We start from the raw sequence: 16,470 nt of genomic DNA on the forward strand, positions 1-16,470 counted from the left end.
GGCGCCTGGATCGCGTTGCAGGCCGGGCGCTGCTGTTCCCGATGGCGCTGTTTTCATTGACTCTGGCTGGCTGTTCAGTAACCGTCGCGGATCCGGAGTACACCCCTCCGCCGCCGCTGCCAGCCATGGAGCAGCTGAAACAGGCACCGCTCACAGACCCCGCGGGGTTTGCCGCAGGGGAAGACGTGCTGGCGTTCGTCACCGCGGACCGGAACGCGGTGTGCGCCCTGACCTCAGCCCGCGGACCGCACCTGAATCTGCCCTACGAAACCAACAACTTCAGCGATTCCGACAACCAAAAACTGGCAACCGTGCCCGTGGCGCACTGCGAGCTCGCGGTGTATCCCGCACCGGCAGCAACGGACGTCGGTGACGACTGCTCGGGAACCGGGCTCGGCTATCTGGGCGGCGCGGCACTCCTGACGCCCAGCCGGGCCGGGTACGGTGAATGCCGGTCCGGCGTCACCCAGATGGAGGCTGAGTACGGGCCAAAGGGCACGCGCAACGGGCCCGTCTCCAAGCTTCCCGTCCTGCCTGAGGGCGGCAACCTTGAACGGAACGGCCTGCGATGCTCCGCATACCGCTCGGGGGTGGCCTGCGGAAACGTCTCAGGCGGCGTCGGTTTCTTTGTCAGCCGGGATCATTACGAACTCATCTCCGCGAACGGCAAAAACGTCCAAACGGCGCCCACCAAGGCCTCAAAAACCCCGTAATCTAGGGGTTTTTCTACGGTCCATAGAATAGTGTCCTTACTCACAGAACAGGTAGTCTGGAACGGGCCGGTCCCTCCAAAGGACTAGAGTTCCCAAAGGAGCATTGCGCCGCGTGGCTCGTTTCCGGACCTGCCGCAGGGCGCGTTAATTCCGCAGCCCGGTCCGCACCTTTGGTGTTGTCCGGCTGTACAGAAACTACTTCGACGTAGAAGGACACTAAACCGTGGACCTGTTTGAATATCAGGCGCGCGATATGTTCGAAGCGCACGGTGTACCCGTGCTCGCCGGCATCGTGGCGCACACCCCTGAAGAAGCAAAGGCAGCTGCCGAGAAGATCGGCGGCGTAACTGTCGTCAAGGCACAGGTTAAGGTCGGTGGCCGCGGCAAGGCTGGCGGCGTCAAGGTTGCCAAGTCCGCCGACGAGGCGCTTGAGCACTCCACCAACATCCTGGGCATGGACATCAAGGGCCACACCGTCAACAAGGTGATGATCGCCCAGGGTGCGGACATCGCCGAGGAATACTACTTCTCCGTCCTTCTGGACCGGGCCAACCGCAACTACCTGGCCATGTGCTCGGTTGAAGGCGGCATGGAGATCGAGCAGCTCGCCGTCGAGCGGCCCGAGGCCCTGGCCAAGGTAGCTATCGACCCCGCTGTGGGCATCGACCAGGCCAAGGCTGACGAAATCGTCGCTGCTGCCGGTTTCGCTGAAGAACTGCGCGGCAAAGTCGCCGGCGTCATTCTGAAGCTCTGGGACGTCTTCAAGAAGGAAGACGCCACCCTCGTGGAGGTCAACCCGCTCGTCAAGACCGGCGCCGGCGAGATCGTTGCGCTCGACGGCAAGGTCACGCTCGATGAGAACGCCGAGTTCCGCCACCCCAAGCACGCCCAGCTTGAGGACAAGGAATCCGCAGACCCGCTCGAGGCCAAGGCCAAGGCGCAGGACCTGAACTACGTCAAGCTGGACGGTGAAGTCGGCATCATCGGTAACGGTGCAGGCCTCGTCATGTCCACCCTCGACGTCGTCGCCTACGCCGGCGAGAACCACGGCAACGTCAAGCCCGCCAACTTCCTGGACATCGGCGGCGGAGCCTCCGCCGAGGTCATGGCCGCAGGCCTGGACGTCATCCTGGGCGACGAGCAGGTCAAGTCCGTATTCGTCAACGTCTTCGGCGGCATCACCGCCTGTGACGCTGTTGCCAAGGGCATCGTGGGCGCATTGGCCGAGCTGGGCCACTCCGCCAACAAGCCGCTGGTTGTCCGCCTCGACGGCAACAACGTCGAAGAAGGCCGCCGCATCCTCGCCGAGGCCAACCACCCGCTGGTCACCCTGGCCGCCACCATGGACGAGGGCGCCGACAAGGCCGCCGAGCTCGCCAACGCCCGCTGATCGAGCCTGTCGAGATCTAGGAAAGAAAACATGTCTATTTATCTGAACAAGGACTCCAAGGTCATCGTCCAGGGCATCACGGGCGGCGAGGGCACCAAGCACACCGCCCTCATGCTCAAGGCCGGCACCAACATCGTGGGCGGCGTCAACGCCCGCAAGGCCGGCACCACCGTCCTGCACGGCGAAAACGAGATCACCGTTTTCGGCACGGTCAAGGAAGCCATGGCAGAGACCGGCGCCGACGTCTCCATCGTCTTCGTCCCGCCGGCATTTACCAAGAACGCCGTCGTTGAAGCCATCGAGGCCGGCATCGGCCTGGTCGTCGTCATCACCGAAGGCGTGCCGGTTCAGGACTCCGCCGAGTTCTGGGCACTGGCGCAGTCCAAGGTCGACGCCGATGGCAACCAGGTCACCCGCATCATCGGACCGAACTGCCCCGGCATCATCACCCCGGGCGAGGCCCTCGTGGGCATCACCCCGGCGAACATCACCGGCAAGGGCCCCATCGGCCTGGTGTCCAAGTCCGGCACGCTGACCTACCAGATGATGTACGAACTGCGCGACCTCGGCTTCTCCACCGCCATCGGCATCGGCGGTGACCCTGTCATCGGCACCACCCACATCGACGCCCTGGCTGCGTTCGAGGCTGACCCGGAGACCAAGGCCATCGTGATGATCGGCGAAATCGGCGGCGACGCCGAAGAGCGTGCCGCCGACTTCATCAAGGCCAACGTCACCAAGCCGGTTGTCGGCTACGTGGCTGGCTTCACCGCGCCTGAAGGCAAGACCATGGGCCACGCAGGCGCCATCGTCTCCGGTTCCGCCGGTACCGCCCAGGCAAAGAAGGAAGCCCTCGAGGCTGCAGGCGTGAAGGTCGGCAAGACGCCGTCCGAGACCGCTAAGCTGCTGCGCGAAGTCTACGCAGCGCTCTAAGCCTCACCGCAGGCAACGCGGGGTCACTCCCAGCCCAATCCACCCCCCCGGATTGGGCGCAGGGTAACCCCGCGTTTCTTCGTTTAAGCGCGGGCGGACAGAGCCTTGCCTCTGCGTGCAGTGAGGTCTATGTTGGCGGTCTCTAAGCACGGCAGCAGCGACAAGGACCGATCATGACCAATGCACTCAAACTCACCATCCCGGACGGCGTACCCTTCATCGACATTGAGCGGGAGTTCGACTTTCCAGTGGCGGACGTGTTCCGCGCCCACAGGGAGCCCGAGCTGATCGCGCAGTGGCTCGGCCCGCGTGGAACCAGCATGGACATCGACCACTACGATTTCCGCACCGGCGGCAGCTATCTCTACAACCACACCGCACCTGATGGCGTGACCTACACCGCCAATGGCCTCTTCCATACCGTCCGGGACAACGAGTTTGCCGTCCAGACCTTTGAGTTCAGCGGCTACCCGGACATTGTCAGCATCGAGTTCACCCATTTCGAGGATCTCGGCGGCGGACGGTCCCGGCTCCGCAACCATGTTGTCTGTCCCACTCTGGAAGCCCGCGACGGCATGGCTGACTCCGGCATGGAAACCGGACTCCGTGACGGCTACGAGCGGCTCGAGGAGGTGCTGGCCAAGTAGGGCCCGCACCGCAACTAAATCGTCCGACGGCGGCCGGTGACCTTCATCTTGAACGTCACCGGCCGCCGTCGGCGTTTTAACGGGAACGCTCACCCCCGCCTAGTTGGGCAGACGCAGGGGAGTGCCTTGCGCCTAGCCTTTGCTTTGATAGTATGTCAGGACAAACTATCAAAGGAGATCAAATGCCTCTTGTACGAATCGACGTCCACTCGGGGCGCAGCCAGGATGAACTCAACCGCCTCAGTCGGGGCATCCATGACGCCATCCTGGCTGAGTATGGCATCCCGGAACGCGACTACTTCCACATTGTCACCGAACATGCGTCGGGCCAGATCGTGGCTCAGGACGCGGGCCTCGGCTTCGAGCGCACCCGCGACGTCATCATGATCCAGATCTTCACCCAGGGCGGGCGTAGCCAGGAGGCGAAGCAGAGCCTCTTTGCGTCAGTCGCGGAGAAGTTGGCGGCGCTTGGGGTCGCCGGCGAGGACGTCTTTATTGGCTACGTCGAGAACACGGCGGGGGACTGGTCCTTCGGATTTGGCCGCGCCCAGTACATCACCGGTGAGCTCGCCGTGCCGAAGAAATAGGCGCGAAAATGGACTGCCGTCAGGCCCCTGCGCCCAGTTCCGTACCTCCCATTTTGGCGGAGTTCTGCTTGTTGTAAGTATGTCAGTACAAACCTTTGACAGGACATAAATTCTAGGGCACAGTAGTTCATGTGGTCCCGCTCACGGGGCCGCGGAACGCCGGAGCCTTGGCCGTTCGGCTGCTAGAGGTTGAGATCCAAAAGAAAGGTCCACGATTACCGTGACCCACGAACTGCTCACGATCGGGCGAATCAGCGTTGATATCTACCCGAACGACATCGGGGTGGGGCTGGAGGATGTCACGTCCTTCGGTAAGTACCTCGGCGGCTCGCCATCCAACGTTGCTGTTGCCGCTGCCCGCCATGGCCGGCGGACCGGGGTCATCACCCGTACCGGTGATGACCCGTTCGGTGTGTATCTGCACCGCGAACTGGAAAAGTTCGGTGTGGATGATTCCTTCGTCAGCCCGGTCCAGGGGCTGCAGACGCCGGCCACGTTCTGCGCGATCCAGCCGCCGCATGATTTTCCGCTGTACTTCTATGGCCGTTTCCCCACGGCGCCTGACTTGCAGATCAAGGCCGAGGAGCTGGACTTGGACGCTATCCGGAACGCACGGATTTTCTGGTCCACGGTGACGGGCCTGTGCCAGGAGCCGAGCCGCGAGGCGCACATCAGGGCCCACGAGGCCCGGCCACGTACGGGCCTGGTGGAAGGCCAGTACACCATTCTGGACCTGGACTACCGGCCGATGTTCTGGGCGTCCGAGGAGGAAGCCCGGGAGCAGGTGGCCCGGATCCTGCCGCACGTCACGGTGGCCATCGGCAACGACCAGGAATGCGCCGTGGCCGTGGGCCCGGGCACCCCGGATGAGCAGGCGGACCGGCTGCTGGACGCGGGCGTGGAGATCGCCGTCGTCAAGCTCGGCCCGGAAGGTGTGATGGCCAAGACCCGTGCCGAGCGGGTGGTTTCCGCCCCTGTCCCGGTGGAGACGGTCAACGGCCTGGGTGCCGGTGACTCCTTCGGCGGTGCCTTTGTGCACGGGCTGCTGTCCGGCTGGCCGCTGGCGCAGGTCCTGGACTACGCGAACGCTGCCGGTGCCATTGTTGCCTCCCGGCTGTCCTGCGCGGATGCCATGCCGACGCCGGCTGAGGTCACCTCGCTGCTCGCCGAGCGCGGGCGGCTTGTTCCCGGCACCTCTATCCCTGAAGGAGCGGCCCTGTGAGCCTGAACCCCGGCACCGCGACCCTCGCGGTGGATGATGACCCCCGCCGCTACGAGCACCTGAGCACCATCCGGCTCGAAGACCCGGACGCGGTGGCCCGGGCCGCCAAGGCCCGCCGCCGGCACCCCGGCCTGAAGTATGGCCGGCAGAACTTCATCGTTGCCGCCGACCACCCGGCCCGTGGCGCCCTGGCCGTGGGCAATGATCCGGTGGCGATGGCGGACCGCCGCCAGCTGCTGGACCGGCTGCAGATTGCGTTGGCCAACCCGGCAGTGGACGGCGTCCTGGCGTCCCCGGACATCATGGATGATCTGCTGCTCCTGGGTGCCCTCGAGGGCAAGCTGGTGTTTGGTTCGATGAACCGCGGTGGCCTGACGGGGCTGGTCAACGAGTTCGATGACCGTTTCACCGGCCACACCGCCGCGGCGCTGGAGGCGCTGGGCGCGGACGGCGGCAAGATGCTGACCCGGATCTGCCTCGGTGACCCGGACACCGTCTCGCTGCTGGAGGCCACGGCGAAGGCGATTGATTCGCTGGCCGAACGCAGGCTCATCGCCATGGTGGAGCCGTTCCTGTCCGTCCGGGAGAACGGCCGGGTCTGCAACGACCTGAGCCCGGACGCCGTGATCAAGTCCATCGCCATCGCCGAGGGCCTGGGCTCCACGAGCGCCTACACCTGGATGAAGCTGCCGGTCGTGGCCGAGATGGAACGCGTCATGGCCGCGACCACCATGCCCACCGTGCTGCTGGGCGGAGACCCGGCAGGCACCCAGGACGAGGTGTTCGCCACCTGGGGAGCCGCCCTCGCCCTGCCCGGCGTGCAGGGCCTCACGGTTGGCCGGACCCTGCTGTACCCGCAGGACGGCGATGTTGCCGGGGCTGTCGCCGCGGCCGCTTCCCTCCTCCACCACACCACATCAGCCCACACCGCAGAAGTATCGGAGTAAACGATGGGAACTGGAACCCGCCGGATGACCGTGGCGCAGGCCGTGGTCGAGTACCTTTCCAAGCAGTACACCGTCGACTCCGTTGCCGGGGTCGATTACCGCGAGCGGCTGATCCCGGGCACGTTCGGCATTTTCGGGCACGGGAACGTGGCCGGCGTGGGGCAGGCCCTGAAGCAGTACCAGCAGCTCGATCCGAGGATCATGCCGTACTACCAGGGCCGCAACGAACAGGCCCAGGCGCACCAGGCCGTCGGCTACGCCCGGCACACCCGCCGCCGGCAGACTTACGCGATCAGCACCTCCATCGGCCCGGGCTCGTCCAACCTGCTCACCGGTGCGGCGCTGGCCACCACGAACCGGCTGCCGGTGTTGCTGCTGCCCAGTGACACGTTCGCCACCCGCGCCGCGGACCCGGTGCTGCAGCAGCTTGAGCAGCCCTACGCCTACGACCTCACGGTCAACGACGCGTTCCGGCCGCTGTCCAAGTTCTTCGACCGCGTCACCCGGCCCGAGCAGCTGTTCTCCGCGTTCCACCACGGCCTGCGCGTCCTGACCGACCCGGCCGAGACCGGCGCTGTGACCATCTCGCTGCCCCAGGATGTCCAGGCCGAAGCCTTCGACGTGCCCGAGGAGTTCCTCGCCGAGCGTGAGTGGCGGATCCGCCGCCCGGAAGCGGACGATGACGACATCCGCCGCGCCGCCGAGGCCATCCGGGCCGCGAAGCGGCCGCTGATCATCGCCGGCGGCGGCGTCCTCTACGCCTACGCCAACGAGGAACTTGCCAAGTTCGCCGAACTGACCGGCATCCCTGTCGGCAACACGCAGGCCGGCGTCGGCGTCCTGCCCTGGGACCACCGGTTCTCCCTCGGAGCCATCGGCTCCACGGGCACGACGGCGGCCAACGCCATCGCTGCCGAGGCGGACCTGATCATCGGCATCGGCACCCGCTACGAGGACTTCACCACCGCGTCGCGGACGGCGTTCCAGAACCCGGACCTGAAATTCATCAACATCAACGTCGCACCGATCGACGCGTACAAGCACGGCACCTCGCTGCCGATCGTCGCCGACGCGCGCAAGGCGCTGGCCAAGCTGAACCAGGCCCTGGGCGGCTACCGCGTGGGCACCGACCTGGAACAGAAGATCGCCGCCGAGAAGCAGCGCTGGAACACCACGGTGGACGCGGCCTTCGACACCCGGCACACGCCGCTGCCGGCGCAGAACGAGATCATCGGCGCCACGAACCGGGCCATGGACGCCTCCGACGTGGTCATCTGCGCCGCCGGGTCGCTGCCGGGTGACCTGCACAAGATGTGGCGGGTCCGGGACCCGTTCGGCTACCACATCGAATACGCCTACTCCTGCATGGGCTACGAGATCCCCGGCGGCCTGGGCGTCAAGCGCGCAGCGCTCGCCGAGGCCGCCAAGGGCGGTACCCAGCGTGACGTCGTGGTGATGGTGGGGGACGGCTCCTACCTGATGATGCACACCGAACTGGTCACCGCCGTCGCCGAACGGATCAAGCTGATCGTGGTCCTGATCCAGAACCACGGCTACGCCTCCATCGGGTCGCTCTCCGAATCGCTCGGCTCGCAGCGCTTCGGCACCCAGTACCGCGTCCTCGACGAGGAGCAGCACAGCTTCGACGAGGGCGACACCCTCCCGGTGGACCTGGCCCTGAACGCCGAGTCCCTCGGCGTGAAGGTGATCCGGATCGAGCCGGGGGAGAAGGCCATCGCCGAACTCGAACAGGCCATCCGGGACGCCAAGGCCGCCCCGGAACGCGGCGGCCCGATCGTGATCCACGTCGAATCCGACCCGCTGCTGGACGCGCCGGACTCCGAATCCTGGTGGGACGTGCCCGTCTCCCAGGTCTCCGACCTCGACTCCACCCAGCAGGCCTACAAGACCTACACCGACCACAAGAACCGCCAGCGCAAGCTGCTCGGCTGACCCCCAAGCCTCTCCCTCAAGCAACAGACAAGGAAGTCATCTCTATGTCAACGACGACCGTCACCACCACCATCAACCACTTCATCAACGGCGCCGAGACCGCCGGCGAAGGCGACCGCACCCAGCCCGTCTACAACCCGGCCACCGGCCAGGTCACCGCGCAGCTGCGCCTTGCCAACCGCGCCGACCTGGACAACACCGTCGCCGCCGCCCGCAAGGCTGCCGACTCCTGGGGTGACATCTCCCTGGCCAAGCGCACCGCGGTGCTGTTCAAGTTCCGCGAACTCGTCGCAGAGCACGTGAACGAACTCGCCGAGCTGATCACCGCCGAGCACGGCAAGGTCCTCTCCGACGCGAAAGGCGAGATCGGCCGCGGCCTGGAAGTCATCGAGTTCGCCTGCGGCATCCCCACCCTGCTCAAGGGCGACTACTCCGACCAGGTCTCCACCGGCATCGACGTCTTCTCCTTCCGCGAGCCCCTCGGCGTCGTCGCCGGCATCACCCCGTTCAACTTCCCCGTCATGGTGCCGCTGTGGATGGCCCCGATGGCGATCGCCACCGGCAACGCCTTCATCCTCAAGCCCTCCGAACGCGACCCCTCCGCCTCCCTGCTGCTGGCCAGGCTCTGGAAGGACGCCGGTCTGCCCGACGGCGTGTTCCAGGTCCTGCACGGCGACAAGGAAACCGTCGACGGGCTGCTGACCCACCCGGACGTGGACGGCATCTCCTTCGTCGGCTCCACCCCGATCGCCAAGTACGTCCACGAGACCGCCACCGCCCACGGCAAGCGCGTCCAGGCCCTCGGCGGCGCCAAGAACCACGCCATCATCCTGCCCGACGCCGACCTGGACAACGCCGCCGACCACCTCGCCGCCGCCGCCTTCGGCTCCGCCGGTGAACGCTGCATGGCCATCTCCGTCGCCGTCGCCGTCGGCGACGCCGCGGACCTGCTGGTCAAGAAGGTCGAAGAACGCGCCATCGCCGTCAAAGTCAACAACGGCACCGTCCCGGGCGCGGAAATGGGCCCGGTCATCACCCCCGCCTCCAAGGAACGCATCGTGAAGATCGTCACCGAGGCCGAAGCCGCGGGAGCCGCTATGGTGGTGGACGGCCGCGACCTCGTCGTCCCCGGCCACGAGGAAGGCTTCTGGGTCGGGCCCACCGTGATCGACCACGTCAAGACCGAAATGACCGCCTACCAGGAGGAGATCTTCGGACCCGTCCTCGTCGTCGTCCGCGTCGACACCCTCGAAGACGGCATCAAGCTGATCAACGCCAACCCCTACGGCAACGGCACCGCCATCTTCACCTCCTCCGGCGCCGCCGCCCGCAAGTTCCAGCGCTCCGTCACCGTCGGCATGATCGGCATCAACGTGCCCCTGCCCGTCCCGGTGGCCTACCACTCCTTCGGCGGCTGGAAAGCCTCCCTCTTCGGCGACAAGCACATTTACGGCCCCGAAGGCGTCTCCTTCTACACCCGCGGCAAGGTCGTCACCTCACGCTGGCCCGAACCCACCCACGCCTCCGGCGCCTCCTACAACTTCCCCTCCAACTAGTCCCCACCGCCAGCCTCGCCTCGCAAGTCCCCATCGGCTCCCAGCCTTCGCAAGCTCAGGCAGGGACCCTCGCCGATGTGGCTCCACAGCCAGACTTGGCGGGGTAGGCCCCGCAAAAGAGAAAGACAACGCTGTCATGACTGAGAACAAGCTGATCATCGGCACCGCACCGGATTCCTGGGGTGTCTGGTTCCCGGACGACCCCAAGCAGACCCCATGGGAACGCTTCCTGGACGAGGTAGCGGAATCCGGGTACAAGTGGATCGAACTGGGCCCCTATGGCTACCTGCCCAACGACCCCACCCGGCTGGCTGAGGAGCTCAAGCAGCGCGACCTGCAGGTCTGCGCGGGCACGGTCTTCACCTCGTTCCACCGCGGCCTGGACCAGTGGGAGACGGCCTGGGAGCCGGCCCGCAAGGTCGCCGAACTGACAGCAGCCATGGGGGGCGAGCACATTGTGGTCATCCCCGCCATGTGGCGCGACGACGTCACCGGCGAGGCCGTGGAGAGCGGCACGCTCAGCGAAAGGGCCTGGAGCGACCTGTTTGCCGGCCACAACCGGCTCGGAAAGACGCTGCTCGAGGACTTCGGCCTCAAGCAGCAGTTCCACTCCCACGCTGACTCGCATGTCGGAGCCCAGGAGGACATCGAAACACTGCTGGGCGCGACGGACCCGCAGTACCTCAACCTGTGCCTGGACACCGGCCACGCGGAATACTGCGGCGCCTCCAGCCTGGAGCTCATCAAGAACTACCCGGACCGGATCGGGTACCTGCACCTGAAGCAGATCAACCCGGACGTCCTCAAGAAGGTCAACGAGGAGAACATGACCTGGGCAGCGGCAAACCTGGCCGGCGTCATGACCGAACCGCCGAACGGTCTGCCCGACCTGCGCGCGGTCATCGAAGCCGTGGAGGCCCTGGACCGGCCGATCTTCGGCATCGTTGAGCAGGACATGTACCCGGTGGCCTTCGACGTTCCGATGCCCATCGCCAAGCGCACCCGCAACTACCTGCTGTCCTGCGGCTCCCGCACGGCGGTCAACTAACCTCCGCCCCGGCATCCCAAACGTAAGGAAAGAACAATGACTGAAACCCTTCGCGTCGCCGTTATCGGCGCCGGCCGCATGGGCACGGACCATATCCAGCGCCTGAGCAAGCGCATCCACGGCGCTGAAGTAGCCGCCGTCGTCGACGTTGACCTCGCCCGCGCCCAGGCCGCCATCGAGGGCATCCCCGGGGCCGTTGCCCTGGCCGACGCTGAAGAGGCGCTGAACAACGGCGACGTCAACGCCGTCCTCATCGCCACGCCCGGCTTCTTGCACGAGGAGATCCTGCTCAAGGCCATCGCCAAGGACATTCCCATCCTGTGCGAGAAGCCGCTGACGCCGGATGCCAAGTCGTCCTGGAAGATCGTCCAGGCCGAGGAGAAGCTGGGCCGCAAGCGCATCCAGGTGGGCTTCATGCGCCGCTTCGACGCCGAATACTCCGCCCTGGGTCAGGTCATCCGCGACCGTGAACTGGGCGAACTGCTCATGCTGCACCACCAGCACCGGAACCCGAGCACCCCGGCGGGCTTCACCAACGAAATGCTCATCAACGACTCCGTGGTCCACGAGTTTGACGCCATCCGCTTCTTCACCGGCGAGGAAATCACCTCGGTCCAGGTCCGCCTCGGCAAGGCCACGAAGAACGCACCGGCCGGCCAGCACGACCCCCAGCACGTCCTGATCGAAACCGAGTCCGGTGTCCTGGCCGACGTCGAAATCTACGTGAACGCGAAGTTCGGCTACGAAGTGGCCACGCAGGCCTCCTTCGAAGACGGGATCGTGAGCATCGGCGGCGACAAGGGGCCCTACACCCGCAGCAACGGCCGCTGGGGGGGCAAGGTCACCCCCGGCTTCGAGGAGCGTTTCGGCGCCGCGTACGACGTCGAAATCCAGGCCTGGGTGGACGCCGCGCTCCGCGGAGAAATCGGCGGACCCAGCGCCTGGGACGGCTACGCCACGGCTGCCTGCTGCGAAGCCGGCGTGGAAGCCCAGAAGAACGGCGAGAAGGTCGCCGTGAAGCTGGCTGCGAAGCCTGATCTCTACAAGTAGGACGTGAGAAGGGGACGGAGTCATTCGTCCCCTTCAGTGTCTCCGCCCCTTCCTTATCCACAATGGAGTGTTCTCGTGAAAATCGCCCTTGACCCCACCCCCTTCCACCACAGCCACAGCCTGCTGGAGTTCCCCAAGGTGGTGGCCGACCTCGGTTACAAGTACATGCAGATGACGCCGCACCCGGATTTCATCCCCTTCTTCAACCACCCCAAGGCCGACGACGAACTGGTGGGCCAGCTGAAGAAGGCGTGCACCGACGCAGGAATCGAAATCGCGTCCGTCCTGCCGGTGCTGCGCTGGTCCGGCCCGGACGAGGACGCCCGCGAGGCAGCAGTGCGCTACTGGAAGCGCGCCATCCAGATCACCGTGGACCTGGGCGTCAGCACCATGAATACCGAGTTCAGCGGCCGGCCGGAGCTGGCCGAGGAATCCGAGCGTGCGTTCTACCGTTCCATGGAGGAACTGCTCCCCATCATCGAGCGCGAAGGCATCGACCTGCTCATAGACCCGCACCCGGACGACTTCGTGGAGGAGGGCCTGGCTGCGATCCGCGTCATCCGCGGGCTGAACTCGAAGAACGTCGGCATGGTCTACGTGGCGTCCCACAGCTTCCACATGAAGAACTCGCCGCTGGACATCATGCGCGCGGCGGGGGACAAGCTCCGCCTGGTCCACGTCGCCGACACCATGAACCACCACGCCTCCCACGGACTGCGCTACATCACCAACCCGCCGGGCAACGCCGTCCGGGTGCACCAGCACCTGAAGATCGGCGACGGCGACGTGAACTGGGATGAGTTCTTCGGCGGCCTGAAGGAAATCGGGTTCCTGGACCGGGAGGACACCGTCATGGTTTCCAGCGTCTTCGCCGAAAACGAGAATGCCGAGGAGGTCTCCCGCTTCCAGCTGGACACCATGAAGCAGTACGTGCAGAAGGTCAGCGTATGACGGCGGCGCCTTCTGGGAAGGCTGACTTAAAACACCACCGGGCACTGCGCACCGTCACCATCATCTCCACCTTCGGCGGCCTGCTCTTCGGCTACGACACAGGCGTCATCAACGGTGCCCTGCCCTACATGCAGGAGGACCTGGGTCTGACCCCGCTGGCCGAGGGCATGGTGACGTCGTCGCTGCTGTTCGGCGCCGCTTTCGGTGCCCTGTTCGGCGGCCGGCTGGCGGACCGAAACGGCCGCCGCAAGATGATCATGGTCCTGGCCGTCATCTTCCTGACCGGCACGCTGTCCTGCACCCTGGCTCCCAGCACCGAGTTCATGGTGGCGGCCCGGTTCATCCTGGGCCTGGCCGTGGGCGGGGCGTCCGTGACGGTGCCGGTGTACCTCGCGGAGGTCTCGCCGCCGGCCCGGCGCGGGCGGATCGTGACGCAGAACGAGCTCATGATCGTCACCGGCCAGCTGCTCGCCTTCATCTTCAACGCCTACCTCGGCAACACCTTCGGTGAGGCCGGGGGCATTTGGCGCTGGATGCTGGTCATTGCCACGCTGCCGGCGGTCGCCTTGTGGATCGGCATGGCCTTCATGCCCGAAAGCCCCCGCTGGCTCGCCTCGATGGGCAGCTTCGGCGAGGCGCTCGGCGTGCTCCAGCGCATCCGCTCCAAGGCCGAGGCGACGGCCGAATTCGAAGAAGTCAAGGCCATGGCCGTGGAGGACTACAAGTCCAAGATGGGGTCCTGGAAGCACCTGCAGGTTCCCTGGCTGCGGCGGATCTTCTTCGTCGGCGTCGGCCTTGCGGTGATCCAGCAGATCACCGGCGTGAACTCCATCATGTACTACGGCACCCAGATCCTCGCCGATGCCGGCTTCGGCCGGGAAGCGGCACTGAGCGCCAACATCGCCAACGGTGTCATCTCGGTGCTTGCCACCTTCGCGGGGATCTGGCTCCTCGGCAAGGTGGGGCGCCGCAGGATGCTTATCACCGGCCAGGTCGGAACCACCTCGGCCCTGCTGCTGATCGGCCTGTTCTCGCTGATCCTGCCCGAGGGCACCGGGCGCGGATACGTGATCCTGGCGCTGACCGTCACGTTCCTCGCATTCCAGCAGGGAGCCATTTCACCGGTCACCTGGCTCATGCTCTCGGAGATCTTCCCGCTGAAGCTGCGTGGCCTGGGCATGGGCGCATCGGCCTTCGTGCTCTGGATCGTGAACTTCCTGATCGGCTTCGGCTTCCCGCAGCTGCTCGCGGCCATCGGCATCTCCAACACGTTCTTCGTGTTCGCCGTCCTGGGTGTCGGGGCGATTCTGTTCGCCGCAAAGTACGTCCCGGAGACCAAGGACAAGAGCCTCGAGGACGTAGAACACTACTTCAAGCACCAGGCCGGCGTCCCCGCCGAAGCAAAGACTGCCGTCGAAGCGGGAACCCCGGTCCACTAAGCCCGTCCTACTCCGGAGTTTGCACAGATAATGCCCTCTCGCGGCCTTCGAGGGGGCATCATCTGTACTAAAACTCCATCGCCGGAGGGGTTCCTGCAGTCGGAGGCTAGACGCCAGCGTGGAGGCGGGGGAGGGCGTCCACCAGGGGCGCCAGCTCCGGCACCTGCTGCGCCTCGGCCAGGGTCCGCTCCAGCGCGGCGTCGTGGACCGGCCGGGCTTCTGCCAACAGCTTGCTCCCGCTGCCTGTGAGCTCGGTGTAGATGCCGCGGCGGTCGTCCGCGCACAGGATGCGGGTCAGCAGGCCGCGGTCCTCCAGCCGGTTCACCAGGCGGGTGGTCGCGCTGGCACTGAGAGCCGTGGCCCGCGCCAGCTGCTGCATGCGCATGTGCCACCCATCCTGGCGGCTGAGCGCGTCCAGCACGGTGTATTCGACGACTGAGAGCTGGGCCTGCCCCTGCAGCGACCGTTCCAGCTCCGCCTCGATCAGCCCGTGCAGGGCCGCCAGGGTACGCCACCCCTGGGCGCGCACCTCCACGGCGTCGTCCTTGATGCCCACGGGCTCTCCTCCTTCAGTTCACCGGCTCACTCGGAACAGAGCCGGCACAGATAGTTGCTTGCGCGCTATATCTTTCTGTGCAATATTTGCTTGTGCAACAAAATATAGCGCGCTTGCAACTATTAGCTTACGTCGCGCTCCGCATTCAGTACAGTTCCGAAGGAGCATATCCATGCCTGTTGGCCTGATAGCCCTAGCCCTTGGCGGGTTCGGCATCGGACTCACCGAATTCGTCATCATGGGCCTGCTGCCCGAAGTGGCCACGGCCTTCCAGGTGAGCGAAGCTTCCGCTGGCTGGTTCATCTCCGGCTATGCTCTCGCCGTCGTGGTGGGAGCGCTGGGACTCACGGCTGCAGTCTCCCGCTTCCATCGCAAGCCCGTGCTTGCCATGCTGCTGGTGCTTTTCATCGCCGGCAACCTGCTGTCCGCCCTTGCCCCTGACTACTGGGCGATGATGGCTGGCCGGGTGGTTGCCGCCCTCGCGCACGGCGCCTTCTTCGGCATCGGGGCGGTGGTGGCTGCCGGCATGGTCCCGGCGACGAAGAAGGCCGCCGCCATCGCCATCATGTTCACCGGCCTCACGGCAGCCAATGTCCTCGGAGTTCCGCTCGGCACGCTCCTGGGCCAGGCGGCAGGCTGGCGTTCCACTTTCTGGGCCATCACGGGCATCGGCGTGCTTGCGCTGGCCGGCATTCTGGCCTTGGTGCCCAACGCGGGGAACGGTGACACCGCAGGTGGCGGCCTGCGAAGTGAACTGCGCGCCTTCCGCTCCGGCCAGGTGTGGCTGTCCATCCTGGTGACCATCCTCGGCTACGGCGGAATGTTCGGCGCCTTTACCTACATCGCCTTCACGCTCACGGAGGTTTCCGGATTCGCCGCATCAACGGTGCCGTGGCTGCTGATCGTCTTCGGCGTCGGCCTCTTTGTCGGCAACACCCTCGGCGGCAGGGCGGCGGACCGCGACGTCGACCGCACCCTGCTGGCCGTGCTCTCGGTCCTCGTCGTCGTGCTGGTGGTTTTCGCCCTGAGCGCTGGCAACCAGGTGCTCACCATCGCCTCGTTGCTGCTCCTGGGCGGTTTCGGGTTCGCCACTGTGCCCGGTCTGCAGATGCGCGTCATGAAGTACGCGGCCAAGGCACCCACGCTGGCGTCCGGAGCCAACATCGGCGCGTTCAATGTGGGCAACGCCCTGGGCGCCTGGCTTGGCGGCGTGACCATCACCGCCGGCCTCGGGTACACCTCGCCCATCTGGGCAGGGGCCGTGATTACCTGCTGGGCCTGGTGGTGATGGCGGGCGCTGCCGCCCGGGCCAAGGCAGCCGCCCGCCGGGTTCCGGCTCCAGATGCAACCGTCGCGCCTGCAACTGTTGCGTCCCAAACCAGCGTGGAGACGGAAGCGGCCGGTTCAGTCCAGACTGAACCGGCCGACGTCGGACCCGTTTCCGTCCGCTAGCCCAGCGGTCCGAAGCCTCGCGTCGG

The 16,470-nt window shown here is 65.9% G+C and carries 14 protein-coding genes and 1 pseudogene; 14 read left to right on the forward strand and 1 reads right to left on the reverse strand.

The window, feature by feature from the left end:
- Positions 1–41 precede the first annotated feature (41 nt).
- The 13 genes from QFZ23_RS05565 to QFZ23_RS05625 all read left to right on the forward strand — a co-directional run bounded on the left by QFZ23_RS05565 (position 42) and on the right by QFZ23_RS05625 (position 14,436).
- Positions 42–713 carry a hypothetical protein gene (locus tag QFZ23_RS05565; RefSeq protein ID WP_306921135.1) on the forward strand — a complete coding sequence of 224 codons (672 nt, stop codon included), beginning with the start codon at positions 42–44 and terminating at the stop codon, positions 711–713.
- A gap of 223 nt (positions 714–936) precedes the next feature.
- A complete protein-coding gene (sucC, locus tag QFZ23_RS05570) occupies positions 937–2,103 on the forward strand; it encodes an ADP-forming succinate--CoA ligase subunit beta (RefSeq protein ID WP_003804621.1) in 1,167 nt (388 codons plus the stop codon).
- 30 nt (positions 2,104–2,133) lie between these two features.
- Positions 2,134–3,036, forward strand: coding sequence for a succinate--CoA ligase subunit alpha (gene sucD, locus QFZ23_RS05575; protein ID WP_306921137.1), 903 nt, complete (start codon positions 2,134–2,136; stop codon positions 3,034–3,036).
- A gap of 173 nt (positions 3,037–3,209) precedes the next feature.
- Positions 3,210–3,683, forward strand: a complete 474-nt coding sequence (locus tag QFZ23_RS05580) for an SRPBCC family protein (protein ID WP_306921139.1) — start codon at positions 3,210–3,212, stop codon at positions 3,681–3,683.
- 182 nt (positions 3,684–3,865) lie between these two features.
- A complete protein-coding gene (locus tag QFZ23_RS05585) occupies positions 3,866–4,270 on the forward strand; it encodes a tautomerase family protein (protein WP_306921141.1) in 405 nt (134 codons plus the stop codon).
- Positions 4,271–4,490: 220 nt separating this feature from the next.
- Positions 4,491–5,492, forward strand: coding sequence for a 5-dehydro-2-deoxygluconokinase (iolC, locus tag QFZ23_RS05590; protein WP_306921143.1), 1,002 nt, complete (start codon positions 4,491–4,493; stop codon positions 5,490–5,492).
- Positions 5,489–6,439, forward strand: a complete 951-nt coding sequence (locus tag QFZ23_RS05595) for a Cgl0159 family (beta/alpha)8-fold protein (RefSeq protein WP_306921144.1) — start codon at positions 5,489–5,491, stop codon at positions 6,437–6,439. The genes iolC and QFZ23_RS05595 overlap by 4 nt, the downstream gene beginning before the upstream one ends.
- 3 nt (positions 6,440–6,442) lie before the next feature.
- The gene (gene iolD, locus QFZ23_RS05600; RefSeq protein WP_306921146.1) at positions 6,443–8,392 is read left to right on the forward strand and encodes a 3D-(3,5/4)-trihydroxycyclohexane-1,2-dione acylhydrolase (decyclizing); all 1,950 of its coding nucleotides are present in this window, start codon (positions 6,443–6,445) and stop codon (positions 8,390–8,392) included.
- Between the two features lie 44 nt (positions 8,393–8,436).
- Positions 8,437–9,948 carry a CoA-acylating methylmalonate-semialdehyde dehydrogenase gene (locus tag QFZ23_RS05605; RefSeq protein WP_306921148.1) on the forward strand — a complete coding sequence of 504 codons (1,512 nt, stop codon included), beginning with the start codon at positions 8,437–8,439 and terminating at the stop codon, positions 9,946–9,948.
- A gap of 136 nt (positions 9,949–10,084) precedes the next feature.
- On the forward strand, positions 10,085–10,996 hold the full coding sequence (locus tag QFZ23_RS05610; protein WP_306921149.1) for a sugar phosphate isomerase/epimerase family protein: 912 nt from the start codon (positions 10,085–10,087) through the stop codon (positions 10,994–10,996).
- A 36-nt stretch (positions 10,997–11,032) separates the two neighbouring features.
- Positions 11,033–12,046, forward strand: a complete 1,014-nt coding sequence (locus QFZ23_RS05615) for a Gfo/Idh/MocA family protein (protein WP_306921151.1) — start codon at positions 11,033–11,035, stop codon at positions 12,044–12,046.
- Positions 12,047–12,121: 75 nt separating this feature from the next.
- A complete protein-coding gene (locus QFZ23_RS05620) occupies positions 12,122–12,997 on the forward strand; it encodes a sugar phosphate isomerase/epimerase family protein (protein WP_306921152.1) in 876 nt (291 codons plus the stop codon).
- Positions 12,994–14,436 carry a sugar porter family MFS transporter gene (locus tag QFZ23_RS05625; protein ID WP_306921154.1) on the forward strand — a complete coding sequence of 481 codons (1,443 nt, stop codon included), beginning with the start codon at positions 12,994–12,996 and terminating at the stop codon, positions 14,434–14,436. The genes QFZ23_RS05620 and QFZ23_RS05625 overlap by 4 nt, the downstream gene beginning before the upstream one ends.
- Positions 14,437–14,542: 106 nt before the next feature.
- Here the strand turns inward: QFZ23_RS05625 and QFZ23_RS05630 are convergent, their stop codons facing one another.
- On the reverse strand, positions 14,543–14,992 hold the full coding sequence (locus QFZ23_RS05630) for a MarR family winged helix-turn-helix transcriptional regulator (protein ID WP_306921156.1): 450 nt from the start codon (positions 14,990–14,992) through the stop codon (positions 14,543–14,545).
- A gap of 172 nt (positions 14,993–15,164) precedes the next feature.
- Here QFZ23_RS05630 and QFZ23_RS05635 point away from each other — a divergent pair.
- Positions 15,165–16,444 (forward strand): annotated as a pseudogene (locus QFZ23_RS05635) (MFS transporter).
- Positions 16,445–16,470: the final 26 nt, after the last annotated feature.

It is taken from the genome of Arthrobacter globiformis (assembly GCF_030818015.1).
In the GTDB taxonomy this organism is placed as follows: domain Bacteria; phylum Actinomycetota; class Actinomycetes; order Actinomycetales; family Micrococcaceae; genus Arthrobacter; species Arthrobacter globiformis_C.

What these genes read in the sequence shown, in the direction of transcription:
- QFZ23_RS05565 (WP_306921135.1), top strand. Translation starts at nt 42, where the DNA reads ATGGCGCTGTTTTCATTGACTCTGGCTGGCTGTTCAGTAACCGTCGCG.
- sucD (WP_306921137.1), top strand. Translation starts at nt 2,134, where the DNA reads ATGTCTATTTATCTGAACAAGGACTCCAAGGTCATCGTCCAGGGCATC.
- QFZ23_RS05580 (WP_306921139.1), top strand. Translation starts at nt 3,210, where the DNA reads ATGACCAATGCACTCAAACTCACCATCCCGGACGGCGTACCCTTCATC.
- QFZ23_RS05585 (WP_306921141.1), top strand. Translation starts at nt 3,866, where the DNA reads ATGCCTCTTGTACGAATCGACGTCCACTCGGGGCGCAGCCAGGATGAA.
- iolD (WP_306921146.1), top strand. Translation starts at nt 6,443, where the DNA reads ATGGGAACTGGAACCCGCCGGATGACCGTGGCGCAGGCCGTGGTCGAG.
- QFZ23_RS05605 (WP_306921148.1), top strand. Translation starts at nt 8,437, where the DNA reads ATGTCAACGACGACCGTCACCACCACCATCAACCACTTCATCAACGGC.
- QFZ23_RS05610 (WP_306921149.1), top strand. Translation starts at nt 10,085, where the DNA reads ATGACTGAGAACAAGCTGATCATCGGCACCGCACCGGATTCCTGGGGT.
- QFZ23_RS05615 (WP_306921151.1), top strand. Translation starts at nt 11,033, where the DNA reads ATGACTGAAACCCTTCGCGTCGCCGTTATCGGCGCCGGCCGCATGGGC.
- QFZ23_RS05625 (WP_306921154.1), top strand. Translation starts at nt 12,994, where the DNA reads ATGACGGCGGCGCCTTCTGGGAAGGCTGACTTAAAACACCACCGGGCA.